15 protein-coding genes and 1 pseudogene are annotated in these 18448 nt (G+C 72.3%); 5 read left to right on the top strand and 11 right to left on the bottom strand.

All coding sequences use genetic code 11. From position 1 onward, the window contains the following. Positions 1-119 precede the first annotated feature (119 nt). Genes AB0M88_RS48315 through AB0M88_RS48295 form a run of 5 tightly spaced genes read right to left on the bottom strand, consistent with a single transcriptional unit; the run spans position 120 to position 8458 of the window. Complete coding sequence (locus tag AB0M88_RS48315; RefSeq protein ID WP_364114196.1) at positions 120-929, bottom strand: class I SAM-dependent methyltransferase; 810 nt, start codon at positions 927-929, stop codon at positions 120-122. 19 nt (positions 930-948) lie between these two features. Next, positions 949-2193 carry a VWA domain-containing protein gene (locus AB0M88_RS48310; protein WP_364114194.1) on the bottom strand — a complete coding sequence of 415 codons (1245 nt, stop codon included), beginning with the start codon at positions 2191-2193 and terminating at the stop codon, positions 949-951. After that, positions 2190-4583, bottom strand: a complete 2394-nt coding sequence (locus AB0M88_RS48305; protein WP_364114192.1) for a DUF5682 family protein — start codon at positions 4581-4583, stop codon at positions 2190-2192. Before AB0M88_RS48305 ends, AB0M88_RS48310 begins: the two co-directional genes overlap by 4 nt. Continuing rightward, positions 4576-5637, bottom strand: coding sequence for an AAA family ATPase (locus tag AB0M88_RS48300; protein WP_364114190.1), 1062 nt, complete (start codon positions 5635-5637; stop codon positions 4576-4578). The genes AB0M88_RS48305 and AB0M88_RS48300 overlap by 8 nt, the downstream gene beginning before the upstream one ends. A gap of 34 nt (positions 5638-5671) precedes the next feature. Further along, positions 5672-8458: a DUF5691 domain-containing protein gene (locus AB0M88_RS48295; RefSeq protein ID WP_364114188.1), complete on the bottom strand. Its 2787-nt coding sequence runs from the start codon at positions 8456-8458 to the stop codon at positions 5672-5674. 322 nt (positions 8459-8780) lie between these two features. On the opposite strand from AB0M88_RS48295, the gene AB0M88_RS48290 reads away from it, so the two are divergent. Continuing rightward, complete coding sequence (locus AB0M88_RS48290) at positions 8781-9425, top strand: NAD-dependent epimerase/dehydratase family protein (RefSeq protein ID WP_364114198.1); 645 nt, start codon at positions 8781-8783, stop codon at positions 9423-9425. A 27-nt stretch (positions 9426-9452) separates the two neighbouring features. On the opposite strand, the pseudogene AB0M88_RS48285 reads toward AB0M88_RS48290, so the two are convergent. Next, positions 9453-10262, bottom strand: a pseudogene (locus AB0M88_RS48285) (EamA family transporter); the annotation flags it as partial. Positions 10263-10365: 103 nt separating this feature from the next. On the opposite strand from AB0M88_RS48285, the gene AB0M88_RS48280 reads away from it, so the two are divergent. Beyond that, positions 10366-10899, top strand: coding sequence for a MarR family transcriptional regulator (locus AB0M88_RS48280; protein ID WP_364114186.1), 534 nt, complete (start codon positions 10366-10368; stop codon positions 10897-10899). A gap of 34 nt (positions 10900-10933) precedes the next feature. On the opposite strand, the gene AB0M88_RS48275 is transcribed toward AB0M88_RS48280, so the two are convergent. Beyond that, positions 10934-11932 (bottom strand): glutathione S-transferase C-terminal domain-containing protein, encoded by a 999-nt coding sequence (locus AB0M88_RS48275; RefSeq protein WP_364114184.1) that lies wholly within the window; start codon positions 11930-11932, stop codon positions 10934-10936. Between the two features lie 87 nt (positions 11933-12019). On the opposite strand from AB0M88_RS48275, the gene AB0M88_RS48270 reads away from it, so the two are divergent. Next, positions 12020-12784: a hypothetical protein gene (locus AB0M88_RS48270; RefSeq protein WP_364114182.1), complete on the top strand. Its 765-nt coding sequence runs from the start codon at positions 12020-12022 to the stop codon at positions 12782-12784. An 87-nt stretch (positions 12785-12871) separates the two neighbouring features. Here the strand turns inward: AB0M88_RS48270 and AB0M88_RS48265 are convergent, their stop codons facing one another. Next, complete coding sequence (locus tag AB0M88_RS48265) at positions 12872-13906, bottom strand: LacI family DNA-binding transcriptional regulator (RefSeq protein ID WP_364114180.1); 1035 nt, start codon at positions 13904-13906, stop codon at positions 12872-12874. 186 nt (positions 13907-14092) lie between these two features. On the opposite strand from AB0M88_RS48265, the gene AB0M88_RS48260 reads away from it, so the two are divergent. After that, positions 14093-15496, top strand: a complete 1404-nt coding sequence (locus AB0M88_RS48260; protein ID WP_364114178.1) for a DUF1996 domain-containing protein — start codon at positions 14093-14095, stop codon at positions 15494-15496. Between the two features lie 40 nt (positions 15497-15536). On the opposite strand, the gene AB0M88_RS48255 is transcribed toward AB0M88_RS48260, so the two are convergent. From AB0M88_RS48255 to AB0M88_RS48245, 3 genes are all read right to left on the bottom strand, one after another. Beyond that, positions 15537-16103, bottom strand: coding sequence for a DUF305 domain-containing protein (locus AB0M88_RS48255; RefSeq protein WP_364114176.1), 567 nt, complete (start codon positions 16101-16103; stop codon positions 15537-15539). A 207-nt stretch (positions 16104-16310) separates the two neighbouring features. Continuing rightward, positions 16311-16622, bottom strand: a complete 312-nt coding sequence (locus AB0M88_RS48250; protein WP_364114174.1) for a hypothetical protein — start codon at positions 16620-16622, stop codon at positions 16311-16313. A gap of 255 nt (positions 16623-16877) precedes the next feature. Beyond that, the gene (locus tag AB0M88_RS48245) at positions 16878-17771 is read right to left on the bottom strand and encodes an SDR family oxidoreductase (RefSeq protein ID WP_364114172.1); all 894 of its coding nucleotides are present in this window, start codon (positions 17769-17771) and stop codon (positions 16878-16880) included. A gap of 79 nt (positions 17772-17850) precedes the next feature. On the opposite strand from AB0M88_RS48245, the gene AB0M88_RS48240 reads away from it, so the two are divergent. Further along, positions 17851-18448, top strand: a 598-nt coding sequence (locus AB0M88_RS48240; RefSeq protein ID WP_364114170.1) for a TetR family transcriptional regulator, incomplete at its 3' end; no start/stop codon positions are given.

Below are 18448 nucleotides of genomic sequence, written 5' to 3'. Positions count from 1 at the left end.
GGCGGCACACGGCCGTGGCGGGGTGCGGCCTGTGCCGCCCGGTCGCGGCGCGCTCTCGTCACGCTTTGCCGGGCCCTCTTGGTCGCCGTGTCCGCCGCGCCTGGGCGTGAGCGGCCCGGTTAGCGCACCCCCACCACCGCGGCGTCGGTGCCGCCCCGCCACAGGATGCCGGCCTCGGTGTAGCCGGCCGCGCGGAGCGCCTCGACGTGCCAGGTGGCCGGCGGCGTCCACTCGTGATGGTGGCGGGCCGACGGGTAGATGCGCTCCCGCTCGATCGCCTTCGGGGCGAGGACTTCGTCGGCCGCCGCGAGCTTCCACCAGTCGGGCCAGGAGGTGGCGGCGCCGGTCGCGTACCGGTTCTCGCGCACGCCGCGGGCGTGATCGCGGAGTTTGGCCGACAGCGTGGGCAGGCTTTCCTCGGGCATGTGGTCGGCGTTCGCGAAGATGCCGCCCGGGCGCAGCACCTCACGCACCTCGGCGTAGAGCGCGGCCACCCGCTCGGCTGGCAGCCAGTGCAGCGCGGTCGCGGTGAGGACGGCGTCGAAGCCCTCCCGCGGCAGCTTTGCCCGCCAGCCCGGGTCGCTCAGGTCGGCGTCGATGACGGTGCCCCGGTCGCGCAGCGAGGCGCCGGCGATCGCCAGGAGCACCGGGTCTTGATCGAGGACCGTGACGTCGGCGCCGGTGAAGCGGGCCAGTGCCCGCAGCGAGATCGTGCCGGTGCCGCCGGCGAGATCGAGCAGTCGCGGCGGCCGCCCGTCGGTCGTCGCGGCCACCGCGTCGAGCATCGCGGCGAAGCGCTGCTCGCGGTCGGGCATGAAGGCCGTCTGCTGCCGGTCCCAGCTCTCCTGCCAGCGCTCGGCGTTGATCGACTGAGTGCCGGGCCGGGGCGCGTCCGCGTGACCGTCGGGGGCTGCCGTGTAATCAGTCATAGCGTCCACACTACTTACCTCACCTGATCCCTCTCTGGTCCGCGAAACGCTCGGCGAAAGCCTTGAGGTCGCGCCGCTCGATCGCCGCCGCCATGAGGTCGGGGAACGCGTCTGGTGTGCACGCGAAGGCGGGCACTCCCAGCGCCGCGAGCGCGGCCGCGTTCTCGTGGTCGTAGGCCGGCGCCCCCTCGTCGGACAGGGCGAGCAGCACCACGACCTGAACCCCGGCCGAGGTCATCTCGGCGACCCGGCGCAGCATCTGCTCGCGGACTCCACCCTCGTAGAGATCGCTGATCAGCACGAAGATGCTGTCCCGGGGCCGGGTGATCAGTTGTTGGCTGTAGGCGATCGCCCGGTTGATGTCGGTGCCGCCGCCCAGCTGGGTGCCGAAGAGGACCTCGACCGGGTCGCTCAGCTGGTCGGTGAGGTCGACGACCGAGGTGTCGAAGACGACCAGCGACGTGCGCAGCGACCGCATGGAGGCGAGCACGGCGGCGAAGACACCGGAGAACACGACCGACGCGGCCATCGACCCGGACTGGTCCACGCACAGCACGACGTCACGCTGCACCGCGGTGGTGCGCCGCCCGTACCCCACCAGCCGCTCCGGGATGACCGTGCGGTGCTCGGCCTGGTAGTGCTTGAGGTTGGCGCGGATCGTCTTGTCCCAGTCGATGTCGGCGTGCCGGGGCCGGTTGATGCGGGCGGCCCGGTTGAGCGCGCCGTTCACCGCCGCCCGGGTCTGCTGGGCGATCCGCTTCTCCAGGTCGTCGACGACCTTCCGGACGACCTGCCGGGCCGCGTCCTTGGTCTGATCGGGCATGACCCGGTTGAGTGAGAGCAGCGTGCCGACGAGATGCACGTCGGGCTCGACCGCGGCCAGCATCTCCGGCTCGAGCAGCAGCCGGGTCAGGTCGAGCCGCTCGATCGCGTCGGCCTGCATGACCTGTACGACCGTGCTCGGGAAGTATTCCCGGATGTCGCCGAGCCATCGGGCCACCTTGGGCGCCGACCCGCCGAGCCCGGCCGACCGCTTCGCTCCGCGCCGGTCGCCGTCCTCCCCGTCGGCGTCGTAGAGCGCGGCCAGCGCGGCATCCATCGCCCCGTCGCGTCCCTCGGCCTTGCCCAGCGCCTGCTCGGACGGCCCGCCAAGCACCATTCGCCACCGGCGCAACCGCTCCCGGGCGGCGTCCCCGCCGTCCGGCGCGCCGCTCACGCCGCCGTCCGTGCCGGCGCTCATGTCCCTGCTTTCGTGCGTACTCATCGCCCCTCCTTCGGGCTGAAGATGGCGTCGGCCGAGACGTCGCGACCGAGCAACTCGCTCAGCGTCGGCACGACCAGCGCCGCCCGCTCCGGGTCGTAGCCGAGCCCGTCCGCGCTTTCCGTGGCGGCCGCCCGAGGACCCGCCACCCGTTCGCCGATCGCCCGCCGCTCGCCCATGTCGAACGCGCCGAACGTGCGGCGCAGCAACGGCAGCACATCGTCGAACGCGCCGGCCGGGATGTCGCCGAGCCAGTCGTCGAGCAGTTGCAGCAGGGCATCGTCGTGCACCAGCAGCAACCCGCCGCCGCCGAGGAAGCCCTCGACCCAGGCCGCGGCGTGGGCGGGCGGCGTGCCGATGGTCAGTGGCAGCCGCAGCCGGCGACGCGCCTCGGCGCCGTCGACCCGGCCGGCGTCGAGCAGCAGCCGGGTGAGCCGCCCGGCGAGCAGGCCGTGCAGGTCGGCGCGCCCGGCGACCGACCCGAGCGTGGTCAGCCAGCGTTCGCGCAGCTCCTGGTCGTCGAGCAGGCCGACCGCCGCGTGCACCCCGTCGATCCGGGTGCGCAGTTCCTTGGCGGCGTCGTCCGAGAGCGATCCCGCCGCCGAGGGCAGACCGGCGCAAACGCGCCCGAGGAGGCTTGCGGTCACCGTGGCGAGGCCACCGAGATCCGTACGCCGCACATCGCCGTACCGCAGTGTCCGGGCTAGTGCCGGGATGGCCGCCATGAGGTGGTTGACGTCGGCGTCGAGGGCGGCCCGGGTGTCGAGCGCGGCCAGCACCGGTTTGTACGCCTCGCCGAGGTCGGCCAGCAGGCACGTCTCGACCAGTGCCGTGACCTCGGCCAGCGTCGCGGCCCCGCGGGCGGCCCCGGTGACCTTGGCCGTGGCGGCCGCGGCCACCGTGGTGCCGAACATGCTGCCCTCGACGAGGCGTACGGCGAACTCGGGCTGCCATCGCAGCCGCCATTCCTCGCGGAAGGTTCCCATGCCGCGCCGGGTCGTCGCCGGCTCGCCCCACGGCACGTCGATCGTGCGCAGGCGGTGCAGCAGGCGGCTGCGCTTCAGGTCGTTCTCCTTGCGGAGGTCGAGGTCGAGCGCCCGTTCCAGGGCCTCGGGCTTGAGTTTGAGCGAGCGCTGCTGGGCCGCGAGGTCTTTGGCCAGCGGAACCGCCGGCATGTCGTCGGGCACTCCACCGAGCCGCTCGCCGACGACCAGCTTGCTGCTGATCAGCTCGACCCGCAGCGGCTCGCCGTCGCACATCACGGCCTCGGCGGCCTCGGTGACCTCGGCCAGCCCGGCCAGCGGGCGCCCGCGCAGGGTGGCCAGCGCCTCGGCCAGCCGGGTCGCCTCGATGACGTGGGCGGACGAGGTCGGCACGCCTTCGGCCCGCAGCACCCCGGCCGCGTCGACCAGCCACCGTGGCACCACTTCGCTGCTCGAGTTGAACAGATGGTGGTACCACCCCGGCGATCGCACGCCCGCGCCGTAACCGGACCAGGAGGCGAGCCGCCCGTACGTCCACGGCACCCAGGTGAACGCGACCTTCGCCTTCTTCTGGCCCTTGAGCAGGGCGGCGTCGTCCTTGATCGCGACCTTGCGGCTCAGCGCCGGCACGTGCCAGGCCCCGCAGACGATCGCGATGTCGTCATAGGACTTCCGGACCTCGCGCAGCACGGTCCGCATGTACGCCTCGCGCAACAGGTCGTCCGGGTCCTCGGGCGAGGACTCGCGGATCGCCGTCATCGCCTCGGCGATCGCCTCGAACGCCGGCAGGCCGCGATGCTCGACCACGTCTTCCCACCAGCGTTCGGGATCGTCGTAGCCGGCCGCCGCGGCCAGTTCGCCGATCGGGTCGACCGGCCGGCGCGGTTCGGCCTCGCCCTCGTGCCCCGGTCCGGCATCGGGCCCGGTCGGGACGAGCCCGGCATCCGGCCCGACCGTGGCGGCGTGGTCGGCCGGTGCGTCGCCGGCGCCGTCGTCGCTGTTCGGCGGGGCGGTGCTGCTTGGCGGGGCGGTGCTGCTTGGCGGGGCGGTGCTGCTTGGAGGGGCGTCGGCGGGCGGGTCGTGCGGCTTGTCGTCGGTCAGGCGGAAGGCGAAGGGAAGGTCGAAGAAGCGGACCGGGACGTTGTGTTCGACGGCCCAGCGGATCGCCTGCCACTCGGGGGAGAAGACGGCGAACGGCCAGAACGCGGCCCGGCGGGGGTCGTCGGCCGCGTAGCCCAGGAGGGCGACCGGTGGCTCCAGGCCGGCGTCGCCCACCCAGCGCACCAGGTCGTCCGCCTCGGGTGGCCCCTCGACCAGCAGCACGTCGGGTGGATGGCTCTCCAGCTCCTGCACCACCGCCCGGGCCGAGCCCGGGCCGTGGTGCCGGATGCCGTAGACGCGTTCAGGCATCGCGGGCGGCCCGGTAGAAGTCGCGCCAGTCGGCCCGGTCGCGGACCACGGTCTCGAGGTATTCGCGCCAGACGACGCCGTCGGACACCGGGTCTTTCACGACCGCGCCGACGATGCCGGCGGCCACGTCGCCTGGGTGCAGGGTGCCGTCGCCGAAGTGGGTGGCCAGGGCCATGCCGTTGGTGATGACCGAGATCGCCTCGGCGGTCGACAGGGTGCCGGTCGGCGACTTCAGCTTGGTGCGGCCGTCTTCGGTGAGGCCGGAGCGCAGCTCGCGGAAGACCGTGACCACCCGCCGGATCTCCTCCAGCGCGGCCGGCACCTCGGGCAGGTCGAGCGACTTGCCGAGCTGCGACACCCGGCGGGCGACGATCTCGACCTCGTCGTCGGCCGAGGCCGGCACCGGGAGCACGACCGTGTTGAACCGGCGGCGCAGGGCGCTGGACAACTCGTTGACCCCGCGGTCGCGGTCGTTGGCCGTGGCGATCAGGTTGAACCCGCGCTGCGCCTGCACCTCGGTGTTGAGCTCGGGGACCGGCAGCGTCTTCTCGGACAGGATCGTGATCAGCGCATCTTGCACGTCGGACGGGACGCGGGTCAGCTCCTCGAGCCGGGCGATCGTGCCGCCCTGCATGGCCCGCATGATCGGGCTGGGCACGAGTGCCGCCTCGGTCGGTCCTTCGGCGAGCAGGCGGGCGTAGTTCCACCCGTATCGAATGGCCTCCTCGGGCGTGCCCGCGGTGCCCTGCACCAGCAGGGTCGAATCGCCCGAGATCGCGGCCGAGAGATGCTCGGAGACCCAGGTCTTGGCGGTGCCGGGCACGCCGAGCAGCAGGAGCGCCCGATCGGTGACCAGGGTCGAGACCGCCACCTCCATGAGCCGCCGCGGGCCGACGTATTTCGGAGTGATCTTGGCGCCGTCACCGAGCAGGTAGGTCACCACGGCCTGCGGGGAGAGCCGCCAGCCGGGCGGGCGCGGCCGGTCGTCGGCTGCGGCGAGTTGGGCCAGCTCGTCGGCGAACTGGTCCTCGGCGTGCGGGCGCAGTGAGGTCACTCGAAGCTCCTTGTGGTCATGGCATGAATTCGGGTCACTGCTGCAATTCCTCGAACATCTCGCGTCGGAAGATCAAAGCGCGGGCCAGGTCGGCGACCGGTCTCACCCGGGACTGGTCGGCCGGCTCCTGGTCGAGTTGGAGGGCGAGCCGGCCGACCGGGTCGGCATAGCTCGGCGGCATGGCGACCGCGGCGGCTCGGCACAGCTCGCTCAGCTGCCAGGTGTGGCGGTCGGTGCGGGCGCGGTGGGCGATCGTCTCGATGACGGCGACCGACAGCTCGTCGGGCCACCGCCCCGAGTGAAGGGCGAGCAGCCGGTTGGCCATGCCGTCCTCACGGCGCAGCGCCTCGGCGGCGAGCCGGCCGAGCTCGTCGGACGGCAGCACCAGATGCAGATCCCACCGCACCGACTCGCGCAGGCCGGCCGACGCCTGGCCGAGCAGCGTGGTCGTCCAGGCGGTGTCGCCCTGCGCGGTGGCCGCCTTGGCCCAACCGTGCAGCAGCGGCAGCTCCCAGTCGGTGCCGCGGGCGAGCCCGAGCATCGTGGCCGGGTCGCTCCACGTCGACAGCGGCGCCCCGGCGACCACCTCTTCGAGCAGCCACGCGCTCACGCCGGTGCCCCGGGCCGGTGTGGCACCCACGCCGTCGCGGCGAAGCTCGGCGGTCAGCTCCTCGGGCGGCGTCACGACCAGCCGGCCGGCGCCGATCTGACGATGCTCGACCTGGACGGCGGCGCGGGCCCGCTCGGCCATCCGGACACCGAGCGAGGCGCCCGGAAGGCCGCGGAGCAGCTCCAGCGCCGCCTCGCGCACCTCCTTGCGGCGGTCGTCGAGCGCCTGCTCGAGGAACGCGTCGTCGTCGAGCGACAGGCCGGTGCCGAAAGCGCCGAGGAACCGTGCCCGGTCGTCGGACGACTCCTTGGCCCAGGTGCTCTCGACGAGCTCGCGGGCCCGGCCCGGCGCGGTGCGCCGGAGCGCCGTGAGATGGCCGAGCCGCTCACCGAGCGTGCCGGTCTCCCAGACGTCGTCGGACGAGACGGTCGCCTGCGTGGCCTCGGCCGGGGCGGCGGCCTCGTCGCGCAGCCAGCGCCAGTCGGCGCGCATGCCGGCCAGCCACTGGCCACGGCGTCCCGCGACCCGGGCGATCGACGGGCGGATAATCGAATTGCGGCGGCCCGCGTCGAGCAGCGTGGGAAGCGTCGCCGGCGGCACGTGGCCGGCCCGCTCGGCGGCGGCGGCCAGCCACTGGGCCAGGAGCTCCTGGGCGAGCTGGCTGCCGCCGGGAACACCGTCGGCGAGAATGCGGGCCAGGCGTCGCCCGGCTGCGGAGGGCAGGGCGGGTGAGGTCTCGGGCGGCGACGCGGGAACCCCGGAACGGCCGGTCGCCGGCATCACCGCCGCCCGCCGCGCAGTGAGGGCGACCGCGGCCGTGTCGAGCAGCGGCGCCGAGCCGGCCCACGGGCGGCGGGCGGTGCCGACCAGGGCCGCGGCCAGCATCTCGGGCGGAAGCTCGGGGCCACGGGTGGTGCCCGGATCGGGCAGCGGCGGCGCGGCGGGAACGAACTCGCCGTCGACCCAGGCGGCCAGCGGGCGCAGCCCGGAGGGTGACCACTCGGCGGCGACCGTCACCGGTGCGGCCCCGGACGCGGCGAGCAGCCACCACGGCTCGCGATGGCCGGCCGCCAGGGGCAGGGCGTGGCCGGTCGTGTCGGCCAGCCAGCCGTCGTCGGTCGGGGTGACGCCGGCCAGCAGGACCGGGGCGTCGTAACGCCAGGGCTCGGCGGCGACCGTCGAGGCCCAGCCGGCCAGCGCGGGGCCGAGACCGGTGGCGCCGTCGGGCGACCGGAACGGCTCGGCTCCGCTGTCACGCGAGGCGACCAGAGCGCGCAGAGGAGCCGAGCCGGGGTAGAAGGTGAGATCGCCGCGGAACTCGGTGCCGGGAACGAGGTCGGCGGTCAGCGGCTGCCCGGCCGCGGCGAACAAGAGCACCAGCGCGAACCGGTCGTGCGCCGCGCCGTGCAGCCAGGTGCGCCGGGTGGTCAGCGCGCCGTCGTCGGTGTCGACCTGGCCGAGCACCTGCCAGCGGTCGCTCACCCGGGCACCGGCCAGCACCTCCTCGGTGGCGACCGGGAAGCCGATGCGGCTGCGGACCGTGGCGGCCAGCTCGGGCGTCAGCTCGGAGAGTCGCTCGTGCCCGGACACCAGCAGCCGCAGCAGCGCCAGCTCGCCCAGCAGACGGTCGGCCCAGTGCGGGCCGATGCCGGCGAACGAGCCCAGGCGCCGCACCGCGCCGGCGGCGCCCGGCGCCTGGGCGTCGACCAGCCGGGCGGCCATGGTCTCGAACGGCTGGTGGCCACCCCGCTGGGCACCGGCCAGGCCCAGCTGGACCTGGTCGTCGAGCCAGCGCCGCAGCTCGGCCATGCCGCCGGCCACGCGCTCGGCGCGCTGCTCGGCCCGGCGGGCGGCGGCGGCCGGGTCGGGGGTGGTGGCGGCCCGCGGCTTGGCCTCGGCCTTGGCCGCGGCCTGCCACTCGACGGCGAACGCGGGCGCGGGCTCGCCGGACACATCGGACTCGGCCCAGCGCAGGAGCAGGCCGAGGGAGTGTTTGCAAGGGATCTTGCGGCTCGGGCAGGAGCACTTGAAGGCCGGACCGGTCAGGTCGACGCAGACCTGATAGCTGCGGCAGACGCCCCAGACGATGTCGTCGAGGCGCCCGGCCGACGACCAGGAGCCGGCGCCGGAGAGACCGCGCGCGGCCTTCACCGACGTGGCGTCGGGAGCGAGAGACTCGACCTGGGTGACGGACCATCGTTCAACAGGCACGGGCAAACCCTAGGAGACGGGTACGACGTTTTCGGGGCTTGGTTTGACACCGGTCTCGGGGAGCAGGTCAGGTCGTCACGGCGTACCCGAAAGCAGGCCCACCGCGGACCGTGACAGGATCGCCGGACCGTGCGAGGCGCAGAATAAGGGTCGCGTCAGCGATCGCTCTCGCGGACGCAGCCGATGCGCTGATCACCGGATCGAGCAACCCGGGTGTGTCACACCGGGGGATGGCCAATGATCAGGGGACAGCGGGCGCCCGGGGCTGCTGACCGGGGTGCGAGAGCTGGCATTCAGAGATCTGGGCGCGAGGGGAGCAGCGATGAAGGTCGTCGTCTTCGGTGCGACCGGCATGGTCGGCCAGGGTGTGCTGCGCGAGAGCCTGCTCGCCCCCGACGTCGAGGAGGTCGTCGCCGTCGGCCGGACGCCGACCGGAGTGCGGCACCCCAAGCTGCGCGAGGTCAGGCTCAGCGATTTCGCCGACCTGACGCCGGTCAAGGACGACCTGGCCGGCGCCGACGCCTGCTTCTATTGCCTGGGTGTCTCGTCGGTGGGTCTCGACGAGGCCGAATACACCGTGGTCTCCTACGACTATCCGATGGCGGCGGCCCGCGTCTTTGCCGAGGTCAGCCCGCGGGTCGTTTTCGTCTATGTCTCGGGCGCGGGCACCGACCCCGACGGCCGCCGGATGTGGTCGCGGGTCAAGGGGCGGGCCGAGCGGGACATCATCGCCTTGCTGCCCAACGGATATGCCTTCCGCCCCGGGATCATCCGCCCGACGCACGGCGCGCGCTCCAAGACCCGGCTCTACAACTCGATCTATACCGCCACGGCGCCCCTGCTCACGCTCGCCGAGCGGATCGCCCCGAAATATGTCACCACCTCCGACCGGCTCGGCCGGGCGATGCTGCACGCCGCGCGCACCGGTTTCCCGAGCCGGGTGGTCGAGAACGCGGACCTGCGCTGAACCGCGCTGACCCCACAGCACCGCGCCGAAGGCCAGCACCATGCCGCCGACCTGGGCCACGGTGAGGCCCTGGCCCAGCGCGGCCCAGCCGACCACGGCCGCGACCAGCGGCGAGAGAAGGCCGAGCAGCGAGACCCGGGCCGCCGGCAGCCGCTCCAGGCCCCAGAACCAGATCGAATAGGCCATCGCCGTGCCGACCAGTGACAGGTAGGCATAGCCCGCGAGATTGGTCGCGGTGAGCGCCGGGGGAGGGCTCTCGGCGACGAGCGCGACCGGGGCCAGCAGGAGGCCGCCCGCGCTGAGCTGCCAGCCGGTCGAGGTCAGCAGGGAGACGCCGGGGCGGCCCCAGCGCTTGGTCAGCACCAGGCCGAGGGCCATCGACGTGGTGCCGGTCAGGCCGGCGAGCAGGCCGAGGGGGTCGAGCCGGGCGGTCGCGGTCAACACGGCCAGGGCCACGCCGGCCGCGCCGGCCAGGGCGGCGAGAACCGTGCGCAGCGCGACCCGCTCGATCAGCAGCAGCACGGTGAGGCCGGCCACGACCAGCGGCTGGGCCGCGCCGAGCACGGCCGCCATGCCGCCGGGCAGGCGATAGGCGCTGACGAAGAGCATGGCGAAGAAAAGCCCGATGTTGAGCGCGCCGAGGACGGCCGAGCGCCACCACCACACGCCGCGCGGCAGGCGCCGGGTCAGGGTGATGAGCAGCAGGCCGGCCGGGAGAGCGCGGAGCACGCCGGCGAGCAGCGGGCGCCCGGCCGGCAGGAACTCGGTGGTGACCGCATAGGTCGTGCCCCAGATGGCCGGGGTGAGGGCGGTGATGACGAGGACCGGAGTGCGCATCGGAAGCTCCCTGGAGTCTCTCGACGGAAAGTATCTCGACATAAAGATAAAATGCCTCTAGGCTCCTCGTTGTCAAGAAGCTCGACGTCGAGACAATTGGGGCGTGGCACATGCGAGAGAAAAAGACGGAGTCGACCGCATCGTCGGGCAGTGGGCGCACGAGCGGCCCGACCTCGACACCGGCCCGATGGCGATCTTCGGCCGCATCTTCCGGCTGGCCCGGCTCGCGGGCGACCGGGCAGAGAAGGCCTATGCCACCTTCGGCATCGGCCGGCCGGAGTTCGACGTGCTCGCCACCCTGCGCCGGGCGGGCGAGCCCTATCAGTTGTCACCCGGCGCCCTGGCCGCCTCCATGATGCTCAGCACCGGCGGCACGACCGCGCGCCTCGACCGGCTGGAGAAGGCGGGCATGGTGGAGCGGTCACCGTCGCCGAGCGACCGGCGCGGAGTTCTGGTGCGGCTCACGCCGCACGGCTTCGACGTCGTCGATCAGGCGGTCAGCGCGGGCCTGGCCGAGCAGGAGCGGTTGCTGGCGCATCTCCCGGCCGAGAAGCGCCGCCAGCTCGACGACCTGCTCCGCGAGGCGCTGCACCAGCCCGCCGACCCGGCCCGCGGCGACCTGCGCTGGTTGGAATAGCGCTGGTCTGGATCCGTGAAAACAGGGGCGGCGCTCAGACGGCGCCGTGGCCGGCCGGGACGACCTCCTTGGGCGGCGGCGGGGGAGTCCCGTCGCCGAAGGGGCGGCCGCCCAGACGGTCGCGATCGTGCGGAGCGAGCCAGTTCGACAGGTCGGGGCCGGCCGGCACGATACCGGTGGGGTTGATGTTCGCGTGAACGATGTAGTAGTGCCGCTTGATGTCGACGAAGTCGATCGTGTCGCCGAAGCCCGGGGTCTGGAACAGGTCACGGGCATAGGACCAGAGCACCGGCATCTCGGAGAGCTTGTTCCGATTGCACTTGAAGTGGCCGTGATAGACGGCGTCGAAGCGGGCCAGCGTGGTGAAGAGCCGCACGTCGGCCTCGGTGATCGTGTCGCCGGCGAGGTAGCGCTGGCGCGCCAGCAGGTCGCTGAGCTTGTCCAGGCGGTCGAAGAGGCGATGGTAGGCCTTCTCGTACGCCTCCTGGCCGGTCGCGAAGCCGGCCCGGTAGACGCCGTTGTTCACGTCCGCGAAGACGAAGTCGTTGACCTTGTCGATCCGCTCGCGGAGATGCTCGGGATAGAGCTCGGGCGCGCCGGACCGGTGATATTTCCGCCACTCCAGCGACAGGTCGATCGTGATCTGGGCGAAGTCGTTGGTGACGACCTGTCCGGTCGGCACGTCGACGATCGCCGGCACGGTGATCCCTTTCTCATAGCCGGGGAAGCGCGCGAAATAGGCCTCCTGGAGGCGTTCGATGCCGAGCACCGGGTCGCGGCCGCCCGGGTCGAGGTCGAAGGTCCAGCTGCGCTCGTCGTGGGTCGGCCCGGCGATGCCCATCGAGAGCACGTCCTCGAGGCCGAGCAGGCGGCGCACGATGATCGCCCGGTTGGCCCACGGGCAGGCCCGGCTCACGACCAGGCGATAACGACCCGGCTCGACCGGGTAGCCGTCCCGGCCGTCCTCGGTGATGCGCGTCGAGATGTAGCGCGAATCGCGGGTGAATTCTCCGGTGGGGCTCGCGTCAGCCATGCATTCATACTGCCCCGCCGAGCGCCCGCCGAAGCCGGGTCGCGCCCAGTTAATGAGGGCGCGACGTCGCTGGATACGCTGCTGACCATGATGGTCGGGGCCGTGAACGTCTTTGCCGACAAGCCGTACCTGTTGATCGGCGGGGCGGTGCCGCAGGAATTTCTGGACGATCCCGAGGGCGACGGGGCGGACGCCGACGCCGCGATCTTCACCGGGCCGGGCCACATCATCGTGCGGAGCATCGGCCGGGCCGGGCTGGTTCGCGCGGCGGTGTGGGAGAGCGCGATGCCGCTCGTCGGGGAGATCGTCTTCGACGACGAGTTCGAGCCGCTCGACGGCGAACTGCAGATCGGCGACCTCGATCGGACGAGCGCCCTGGTGATGGACCTCGGCGAGGCGGGACCCCAGCGGGTGGTGGTCTGCGTCGACGAGCCGGGCTACGCGTCTCGGGTGCACATCGGCTTCGACGTCGGCGACGAGACGGTTTCGCTGCCGACGGTCGCCGGCCACCCGCTGCCGCCGGTGCTGGTCTCGGCCGACGGCGGGGAGCTCAGCCCGGATGAGCAGTTCGGCCTGCTCCTCGACGGCCACGACGCACCGCTCGCCCGGCTCGCGGCGGCGATCAAGGTGCTGCCGGTGCCGGGGTACGGAGATGCCCCGCCCCACCTTGCCAAGACCGTCCTCTGGCTGCGGGGCCTCGGGGGCGACGTCCGCCTCGCGGAGGCGCAGGCGTGCGGCGAGCAGATCGCCGACCGGATGCGCGCGGCCGGCGACTTCGTCGGCGCCACCCTCGCCGACCAACTCGCGCTCGAGATCGCCACCGACGCCCTGGAGCGCCTCCACCTCCGCTGAACCGTCAGGCCAAGGCCGAGGCGACAGAGCGCGGGCGGGACGCCACCCCGTGGTCGGCATCCCGCCCGCTGGCCGGCGAGGAAACGCTTACGCCGACTGGCGCACGACCAGCTTCGGCTCGTAGATCACGGAGGACACCCGGCCGCCCGGGTCGTCGATGTGGGCCAGCAGCAGCCGGGCCGCCTCGGCCGCCATGTCTTCCAGCGGCTGCCGCACGGTCGTCAACGCCGGCCGGGCCGCCACCGCCGCGCTGCTGTCGTCGAAGCCGATCATCGCCACGTCTTCCGGCACGCGGCGGTCCGCGTCGCGCAGGGCCAGTAACGCGCCCAGGGCCATGAGGTCGTTGGCCACGAACACCCCGTCGAGTTCCGGGTGGCCGGCCAGCAGCGTACGCATGGCGGCCTCGCCGCTCTCCTGGGTGAAGTTGCCGGTGACCGTGGGCACCCACGCATGCCCGTGTTTTGCCATCGTCCGGCGGAAGCCGGAGATGCGGTCGCTGCTGGCCGGCACCTCGGCCGGCCCCGAGATCATGCCGATCTGCCGGCAGCCCCGGCCCAGAAGGTGTTCCGCCGCCAGGGTCGCGCCGGTCTCGTTGGCCAGGTCGACGTAGTTGATCGGCACCGGTTCGGCGGGCCGTCCGATGAGGACCGCCGGGACGCCGTCGTCGGTGAGCATGCGGGGGAGCGGGTCGACGGCCGGCAGCGAGAGCACCACGGCGCCGTCGGCCTGCCCGTTGCGCAGGTCGCCGATCAGGCGTTTGCGCCCCTCCTCGGTGCCGACGATCTGCAGCGCCAGCTGGATGCCCGAGGCGCGCAGCACGCTCATCAGGCCGCCGACGACGCGCCCGAAGTAGGGGTCGGCGAAGAAGCGGCTCATGAACGGGTCGTCGTCGTGCGACTCGGAGTCGGAGACGACCAGCGCGACCGTGCCGGTGCGCCGGGTGACCAGGGACCGGGCGAGCCGGTTGGGAACGTAGCCGGTGCGGCCGACCGCGTCCCACACCATCTCGTGGATCTGGGGGTCGACGTTGCGGATGCCGTTGATGACCCGGGAGACGGTGGCCCGGGAGACGCCCGCCACGCGGGCGACGTCCTCGAGGGTCGGGGCGCGTCCGCTTGGCATGCGGTCTTTATAGCACACGTGGAGAGCGCTCTCCCTCCAGGCGTATAAAGGCCGAAAACCCCCGCAAAAAGGCAGGAGCATTGACGTCCGCGACAGCATGGCGTAACACTTCGGAAAGCGCTCTCCAAGTTCGTCCCGGCGTCCCCGCGTCGGCGCGTACTGATTCCCCGATCCCCTGGAGACACCATGACAGTTCTGAAACGGCGGCTCAGACGCCTCGTCGCCCCGATCGGCGTGGCCCTGCTCGGCGGCGGTCTCGTGATCGCCGGCGTGCAGTCGGCCCACGCCGCCGACACTCTGCTCTCGCAGGGCCGTCCCACGATCGCCTCGTCGACCGAGAACGGCGGAGCCCCCGCCGCCGCGGCCGTCGACGGCAACTCGACCACCCGCTGGGGCAGTGCCTGGGCCGATCCGCAGTGGCTGCGTGTCGACCTCGGCAGCACGGCCACGATCACGTCGGTCCAGCTGCAGTGGGAGACGGCGTACGCAAAGGCCTTCCAGATCCAGACCTCGCCCGACGGCACCACCTGGACCTCGATCTACAACACCACCACCGGCGCGGGCGGTAATCAGACCGTCAACGTCAACGGCTCCGGTCGCTACGTCCGGATGTACGGAACGCAGCGGGGCACCACCTACGGCTACTCGCTGTTCGAGTTCAAGGTGTACGGATCGCTCACCAACCCGCCCGCCTCGGACGGCCCGGGTTACGTGATGGCGAACCCGCCGGTGACCGGGGTGGTGCCGTCGACCTACGTGCCGCCGCCCACCAACCCGGCGACCACGCACCACGAGTTCCAGGCCAACTGCGCGGTGAGCCGCAGCAACCTGCCGGACGACCCGATCGTGTTCCCCAACATGCCGGGCGCCTCGCACTCGCACACGTTCATGGGCAACACCACCACGAACGCGACCACCACGCTGGCGTCGCTCCAGTCCGGAGGCACGGCCTGCATCACGCCTGGTGACAAGACCGGCTACTGGATGCCGACCCTGCTCAACGGCACGAACGCGGTGCAGCCGGTGGGCCGGCAGGTCATCTACTACAAGAGTGGCGTCATCGACTACACCAGCGTCCGGCCGTTCCCGCCGGGCCTGCGCTACGTCGTCGGCAGCCCGAGCGCCACGCTCGACGACTTCAAGAACAACCCGGGCGCGGTCGAGGGCTTCGAGTGCGGTGACAGCTCGTTCAACTGGGACATCCCGGCCACCTGCCCGGCCGGCACCCAGCTCAACGCGCGGCTCCAGGCTCCCAGCTGCTGGGACGGCCGCCACCTGGACACGCCGGACCACAAGTCGCACATGGCCTACCCGGTGCTCGGCGTCTGCCCGAACGACCACCCGGTCGCCGTGCCGATGATCGAGTTCAAGATGGCGTGGCCGGTCAGCGGCGACATGTCGCAGGTCCACTTCTCCAGCGGACGCGGCTATTCATTCCATTACGACGTCTTCAACGCCTGGGACGTCCCGACCCTGGCCGCCCTGACCACCCACTGCATCAACGGTGGCCTGCAGTGCGACCCGCGCGGTTTCGACCAGTACAAGCCGGACCGCGGCGCCGCCCTCAACGAAAACTACGAACTGCCGTAAGGAAAGAACGGGCGCCGTCGATAACGACGGCGCCCGTTCATCAAGAGCTCAAAGCTTCCGTACGCGTGTGAATGACGTCGGACGCCAATGCGCGAGTCCGTTGATCGGTGCCCGCCTTCTCCTCGCTCTCGGCCAGATTCCTCCCCTGTTTCAAATGGGCGGAGATCTGCTCGCGAACCAGTTCGTCGAACGCGGCGCCCCGCAAGGTGGACGCCTTCTTGACGGTATCGGCCGACACCAGCCCCGGCATCGGCATGCCCTCGTGCGGATTTTGTGCCGGCAGCCCGGCCTCGTCGTGAAGCGCCCTCAGCTGAGCGAGCTCGGTGCCGGTGAAGGCCTGCACCTTGACCGCCAGGGCCTGCGTCTTCGCATCCCGGCTCTGCTCGGGCACCAGGGCGAGCAGCGGTTGCACCTGCTCGTCCATCGCGATGGTGATCTCGATCCAGGCGAGATCGGTGCCGCCGAACTCGGCGGATGGAGCGACCGCCGGCGGGTTGTCTTCATCTTTGGGCCGGCCGCAGCCGGCCACCCCGGTCAGGGCCGTGACAATGGCCAGCAGGCCGGCGACCGGAATGGCGCGGCGACGAACGGCGGGGGAATGTGACACAGGAGAAGTCTCGTCTTCGAGGCATCTCGATGTCAACGATTAACATTGACGAGCGACGCTGATCGGGTCGTAATAAAGATCAGGCCGTAAATAGGTTCCGCGCGCCCGCGGGGCCCCCCGATTTCGATTATCGCGCGAAAACGAAGATCGTGCGGGGAGCCTGTGGATAAGCGGGCTGCTGTGGACAACGCCTCGGCGCGGGGGCCGTCACACCGTAACGTCGAAGGACCCGCCGAGCGCGCTCGCGCTCGCCGTGATCGGCTTGCTCTGCTGCTGCGGCGTCTGCGCCACCGGCAGCATCTGCTGGTCGGCGGCCCGCTGCGCCGCCTGCGTGGCCTGCGCCTGCTGGGCCGCCTGCTGGGCCCGGGCCACCGCGTCGCGGTCCGCGGCCAGCACCTTCGCCGCGTCCGCCTTGGCGGCCAGGTCGGCGGCGAGTCTCTGCTGGGCTTTCTGCAACTCGGTGTACGCGTCGGTGACGCTGCTCGTGCCGGAAATCGAGCCGATCGCGCTGACGGACATCACGTCTCCTGGGGGTGAGGATCTCGTTCGCGGCACCCCATCGGCCGCCCCTGCCCGGTCCTGTGGACAACTTCCCTGCGAATCCGCTGAGAACCGGGTCGACGTGGCCCTGGAAGTGAGAACTGCCGGCCGACTGCTTGCTCGGGCGGGCAGCCGGCCGGCGTGTCCCGCATCTGGTCGTCGAACACGATCACCCGCCGGCCTTCGAGCGACGGGATCAGGCTGCCGGCCGCCCGGTCACGGGTGTACGGACCGTCACCGTGGGCTCGAGTAGTACCCCGCGTCGAGGTCTTCGATCAGGGTGTTGTGGGTGGGGTGCCAGTCGAGGAGGCGCCGGGTCTTCTCGCTGGTGGTGGGCGAGTCGGCGGCGAAGATCGGGCCGATCCATCCGAAGTGGCCGACCGCCTGGTCGGCCGGGATCGACTTGACCGGCAGGTCGAGGCTGCGGCCGATCGCCTCGGCGATCTCGCGGGACGGTACGCCCTCCTCGGCGGTGGCGTGCAGGATCGTCCCGGCCGAGGCGCGGTCGATGGCGCCGGCGACCAGTGAGCCGGCGTCGAGGCGGTGGACGGCCGGCCAGACGTTGGCGCCGTCGCCGACGTACGCCGAGACGCCCTTCTCCCGGGCGATGCCGGCGAGCATCCGCGTGAACCCGTAGTCGCCCTCACCGTGCACGGTCGGCGCGAACCGGACCACGATCGACCGGACGCCGCGGTCGGCCAGGGCCAGGGTGGCGGCCGCGTTGGCGACCCGAGGGTGGGCGGCCGCGTCGGGGCGGTCGTCCTCGGTGGCCGTGCGGCCGTTGGCCAGGCCGAGCACGCCCGAGGCGATGAGCAGCGGCCGGTCGCTGCCGGCCAGCACCTCGCCGAACGCGTCGATCACGGAGCGGTCGGTGTCGGCGGCGGCGCTCATCTGGGAGAAGTCGTGGTTGTAGCCGAGGTGGACCACCCCGTCGCTCGCCGCGGCGGCCGCCCGCAGGCCTTCGAGGTCGTTCAGGTCGCCGTGCTGGACATCGGCGCCGAGCGCGGCGACCTTGGCCGCGGCGGCGTCGGAGCGGGCCAGGCCGAGCACCTGGTGGCCGGCGGTGAGCAGTTCGGGGACGACGGCGGACGCGATCCAGCCCGACGCTCCGGTGACGAAGACGCGCATGAGAGAACCTCCTGATGTCACTTGATGACATGACCATAGCAGGAGTCATGTCATCATGTGACATGACTACACTCACAGTGTGGGGAGATGGGCGGAGGACGCGAACGGCCGGCTGCGGGCCGCCGCCATGCAGCTGTACGTGGAACGCGGCTTCGACGACACGACGGTGGCCGACATCGCGGCGAAGGCGGGCGTCACCGCGCGTACGTTCTTCCGGCATTTCGCCGACAAGCGCGAGGTGCTCTTCGCCGGCTCGTCCGACCTGCAGGAGGCCCTGGTCGCGGCGCTGGCCGGAGCGCCGCCGGAGGCCACCCCGATGCAGGCGATCGCCGCCGCCCTCGACACCGCGGCCGAGTTCCTGGGTCAGCACCGGGAGCACTCGCGTCAGCGGCAGGCGATCATCAGCTCCCACGCCGACCTGCTCGAGCGCGAGCTGATCAAGATGGCGCGGCTGGCCGGCGCCCTCGCCGAGGGCCTGCGCGCCCGGGGCGTCCCCGAGCCCGACGCGACCCTGGCCGCGGAGGCGGGCGTGGTGGTGTTCCGGGTCACGTTCGCGCGCTGGGTCGGCCCCGACGACGGGGCCGGCCGCGACGACGGGGCCGGCCGCGACGACGGGGCCGGCCGCGACGACGGGGCCGGCCGCGACGACGGGGCCGGCCGCCACGACGGGGCCGGCC

Source organism: Actinoplanes sp. NPDC051411 (genome assembly GCF_040682075.1).
Lineage (GTDB): Bacteria > Actinomycetota > Actinomycetes > Mycobacteriales > Micromonosporaceae > Actinoplanes.
This window is presented reverse-complemented; position numbering and strand designations above follow the sequence as displayed.